The sequence below is a fragment of the Halomicronema sp. CCY15110 genome (genome assembly GCF_016888165.1).
Taxonomy (GTDB): Bacteria; Cyanobacteriota; Cyanobacteriia; order Phormidesmidales; family Phormidesmidaceae; genus Halomicronema.
The window spans coordinates 1-3,991 of record NZ_JACSWC010000222.1; the positions used below are offsets into that span (position 1 = coordinate 1).

6 protein-coding genes are annotated in these 3,991 nt (G+C 55.3%); 5 read left to right on the forward strand and 1 reads right to left on the reverse strand.

Annotated elements, in window-relative coordinates; translation table 11 throughout:
- Positions 1–481: 481 nt before the first annotated feature.
- Positions 482–1,882, reverse strand: a complete 1,401-nt coding sequence (locus tag JUK32_RS27995) for a hypothetical protein (protein WP_204138387.1) — start codon at positions 1,880–1,882, stop codon at positions 482–484.
- A gap of 316 nt (positions 1,883–2,198) precedes the next feature.
- Here JUK32_RS27995 and JUK32_RS08290 point away from each other — a divergent pair, with 316 nt between their 5' ends.
- From JUK32_RS08290 to JUK32_RS08310, 5 genes are all read left to right on the forward strand, one after another.
- Positions 2,199–2,396, forward strand: coding sequence for a hypothetical protein (locus JUK32_RS08290; RefSeq protein ID WP_204138388.1), 198 nt, complete (start codon positions 2,199–2,201; stop codon positions 2,394–2,396).
- A gap of 234 nt (positions 2,397–2,630) precedes the next feature.
- Positions 2,631–2,807 (forward strand): DUF4278 domain-containing protein, encoded by a 177-nt coding sequence (locus JUK32_RS08295; protein ID WP_204138389.1) that lies wholly within the window; start codon positions 2,631–2,633, stop codon positions 2,805–2,807.
- Between the two features lie 215 nt (positions 2,808–3,022).
- Positions 3,023–3,193, forward strand: a complete 171-nt coding sequence (gene psb34 / locus JUK32_RS08300) for a photosystem II assembly protein Psb34 (protein WP_204138390.1) — start codon at positions 3,023–3,025, stop codon at positions 3,191–3,193.
- Positions 3,194–3,276: 83 nt separating this feature from the next.
- A complete protein-coding gene (locus JUK32_RS08305) occupies positions 3,277–3,456 on the forward strand; it encodes an electron transporter (RefSeq protein WP_239112456.1) in 180 nt (59 codons plus the stop codon).
- 239 nt (positions 3,457–3,695) lie between these two features.
- Positions 3,696–3,991: hypothetical protein (locus JUK32_RS08310; protein WP_204138391.1), on the forward strand; the 296-nt coding region annotated here is incomplete at its 3' end.

A 3,991-nucleotide genomic window follows, 5' to 3' on the forward strand; every position in this document is an offset into this window, starting at 1 on the left:
TTGAGTGGACGAGCCATCTTTTGTGCTTGAAATCAGTACTCCTATATTCTGCTTCACCTCATAGGGAATTGGTATTAAGTACATAGCTCTGAAACACAACTGGTCATTAAGGCTCGACCGGATTCCCGAAAAAGCGATGATTTCTCGGGCCGATGGCCACTGACAACCTGAGCTGAGTGCTGTAGAAGTGGCATTTCACTTGTTGCGGGGGTTGGCCTTTGGCTATCACGCCAAAACGGATGCCGATACCGTGATCGAGGGTTACCCGATGAGTAAATCAAACGAGTCGTCCGGCGTATTCGCAATACCTTCTAGTTCTTTCGGGAAGGGCGGCGCTATGGCGCTGACTGTGTGGTTATTGGATCAGATGAAGTGCGCGATCGCTTTGCCCAAGAGGCGATCGCCATGGCTAGGCCATACCTGAATGAAGCCCCTTGAGCGTGGCAGTATAGTTGATTAGCCCGTCTGTTGTTTGAACAACTCAGGGGGACATTGCCGTTGGCAGACGAGGGATCAGTTGCCCTTCCCATTCCAGGGTCTGGTCGGCGGAGTGGGAACCGAGTGATCGCACGATGCGCAACTCGATTTGGCCCCGAGTCCCCGGTCGCAAAGAGCGCGCGGGTATGGGCAACTGCCCCAATTGGAGCACAAAGCGATTTTGGTCTTGTGTAACCAAGTTGGGGGGCAGGACCCCCGAAAACTGCTCTGAATATCGTCCCCGCAGCACGTTGCGCGGGTTATCGTCCGTGGTGCGATAGGTCAGCTCAAATTCGGTATCGACATACGCCGACTCTCGGCCTAAATCAATTACCGTAACGGCGAAGTCAGCGCCACTGCCCGTCTGGGAACCCCAAGCCAAATTACTGACGTTAGCGGCCCGAGCAATGCGGTGGATGGTGACCGTGGTTATCCCATCCGTGGTCTCAGCGCGACTGTCGACCCAAACGGCCTCGGAAAAATCCAGTTGCACGTTGCCAGTCTCTAGCAGTGTCACGTCAGCAGAGAAGTTCAGGAACTGAGTGGGCGATCGCTCCGCTTGCCAGTCTAGTTGTACCTGGGTTGCCAACCGCTCCCGATATTCATAGTAGGTGTCATTTACTATGGACCCCGCCGCCAGCAGCCCCCCTGCGCCAGATCGTGTTTCCCAGAGATGCCGTGATAAGGAGAGAGGCTGGCGCAACCAGGTGTTTAACAGTTGATTGATGTGGGGCTGTTCTGCGGGCAAAGGTTCAGCGCGGTTAATCAGCCATAACTGCCCCAGAGTGCCAGATTCACCCTGCCGACCGTCGCGGCCATCGCGACCGGGCTCACCATCGCGACAGCGGTAATGCTCTGTTTCACAGTTGCCGTCATGGCAAACTTGCACATGCCACCGGCGATCGTCACAGCGACATCCAGCGGTGCCGCGCCCACCGTACCCACCGCGCCCACCACGGCCGCCATTGGCATTGACACTGACCTGACGGAGTTGCGCCAAGTCAGTGTAATAGAGGCTAATATCGCCGCCCCGACCACCAGCCCCCCCGGTGCCTCCATCGCCCCCATCGCCCCCATCGGGAGCCTGCAGATCATACCGTACCCTTCGCGGCTGAGCCGGACAGGTCGGGCGCTGGCCTCGATCACCGACTTCACCGTCTTGACCTGACTCCCCTCCAACTTCGATCTGGATCGGCGTGCCGTCGACCCAGACACTTTGCGATCTCCCGTCTCGTCCCTCATGGCCATTGCGGCCATCGCGGCCATCGCGGCCATCAGCCCCGTAGGTGCGGACTTGTTCAGCCAGTCCTCGCAAGGTAGGAGTCAATAGCAAGGTGATTGTGCTAGTGCCAATGAGTGCGGCGATCACCACCGCTAACTGAGTCCGGGGCAAGAGTTTCATCATGCAGGGCAAAAGCGGGTTAAACAAACGAGAGAACTAGAACTGCGCGACCCTAGCGCTTCGATCATTCTCTCTAACGAGTGACGCAAGTTGCCACGATAGTGTTGCCGCCCAGGGGAAAAACCTAGTTTAAGCGGTAGTCCAGGCAGGCGTTTTCCAGTCGCGGCTATTTGCTCTTTCCTGGGGGCGTCGAGTAGCGTAGACGCTGTTGCGCGATCGCCCCCGTGCAACACGGACTCTGTTGAGAATTGCGGTCTAGCTGCAACAAGCTGGGACGCGATATCACAGTAGTAACGCCGAACTGCCGAGGATTCTAGCAATGAACCCCACCGCCATCACCACCCCCCGCCAAATCAACCATCAGCGCCGATTGAAAACCATAGTCAAACGCCTGGTCATCGAACTGGGCTACCTGGAACACTGCTTCGCCGAAGGTCTCCACGACGTCCACCTGGAGACCGCCGCCGCCGGAATTGATACCGCCATTGACTGCCTCAACGAATACCTCACCGATTAACCCCCAGCCCCATCAATTGTTCCGATAAGTTTAGGCATCCTATGCAAGCCATCGCTGTGATGGGCTCCTGATCGAAAGGACGTGCCTCCTCAACCGCGACAGTTTGGGGAGGCTTTTTGCTGTTGAGCCTTGTGTCACAGGGAGCGGTGAGGAAGAACACACTTTTATGCCAGAAAGGTGGCCGACAGCGGCTGTTTCCATTAATAACAACGCCCCCATAACGGAGCCTCCACTATGAAACTCTCCTTCCTCGGCCAGTCCTACGAAGCTTCTACCCCCATGATCGCCGCCACTAAAACCCGCGAGACCCTCACCTTTCGAGGTCAGTCCTATAGCCAAAAGCAATACACCGTCGCCCTACGTCAGCCCACCGAAGAACTGACCTATCGCGGCGTTCGTTATACCGCTTAAGCCCATCCTTGGTCTCTTTCCTTCTGCTCAAACCAGACAACGCCTGCCCCTCGACCATCACCGGTCGAGGGGCTTTTTATTGCACTCTCCGACGGCACCAGGAAGCGAGTTTTCAGCGCAAGCACAAAATAAAAGCAAACATATTTACATTCTGTTACAAAATCTGTTATATTTGTTTACATAGAAGACGCAGTCCCCTTTGGAGGTTTTGCCCCATGTACACCACGCAACAAGACAACGGCGTTCTCAATGCCTATGCGATCGAGACCGAGGCGTATTTGGCGGAGTATCCCTCAGCAGAGCAGCAGCAACGTTACCTGCGCCAAGGGGCGCTGGCCAGTTTGTTGGTCACGGGCTTGTTCCTGGTGGCGCTAGCGGTGAGCTAAGCCCGACAAAGCTGGAATGACTCTCCTCTCCTCCCGCTTTATCATCTGTCTTGGAAGTATTTAGGATGTTTGCTCCCTGAATTGTGTTGACTCGTCAACTGATTGGTAACCGCAAGTTGAAGCAAGTTCGCGGTCAAGCGATCGCTTTACATTCCAAAGCCATTACCGATTTCTGCAATCGCACAGGGATTCCCAGTAAAGAGCGACAAGCGTTTATTCGGATGACGCGTGACCACGGCAAAACCTTGGGACTATTGGCCTAAAACATTCGTATTGATCTCCTAGAGTTTGGTTTCTTGACTGTTTCCCCTTGCCGATTGGTAAGGGGATTTTTTTTGGTGTGACGCCGCTCACCCGCACTCAGGTCAGCATTAGCGATCGCTCAGAATTCTCAGGTAGCGATTAAGCCTAGCTCAGAGGGCAGTCAGGGAGCCCTCAGGTGTGAGCCCGATTATAGAACTCAAGATAAATCAGTCGCCAACGCGACCAAGGAGTTCAAACCATGAAACGGATTGCTTTAGCCCTCACTGCCCTGACCGCCGTTACCGTTGCGATCGCACCCACTAGCTACGCCGCCCCCAACTTCGACCAACTGCGTCAAGAGAACCTGGACAAAGGCGCGACCAACTTCGACCAACTGCGCCGCGAGAACCTCGACAAAGACGCCGTGGACGAAATCCAGACCAAAGGCATCGACTTTGACCAACTGCGCGAAGAGAATCTCGACAAAGGCGCGATTGACTTCGATGCGCTGCGCGAGGAGAACTTAGATAAAGGTGCCGTCTACGAAGTCGTCGC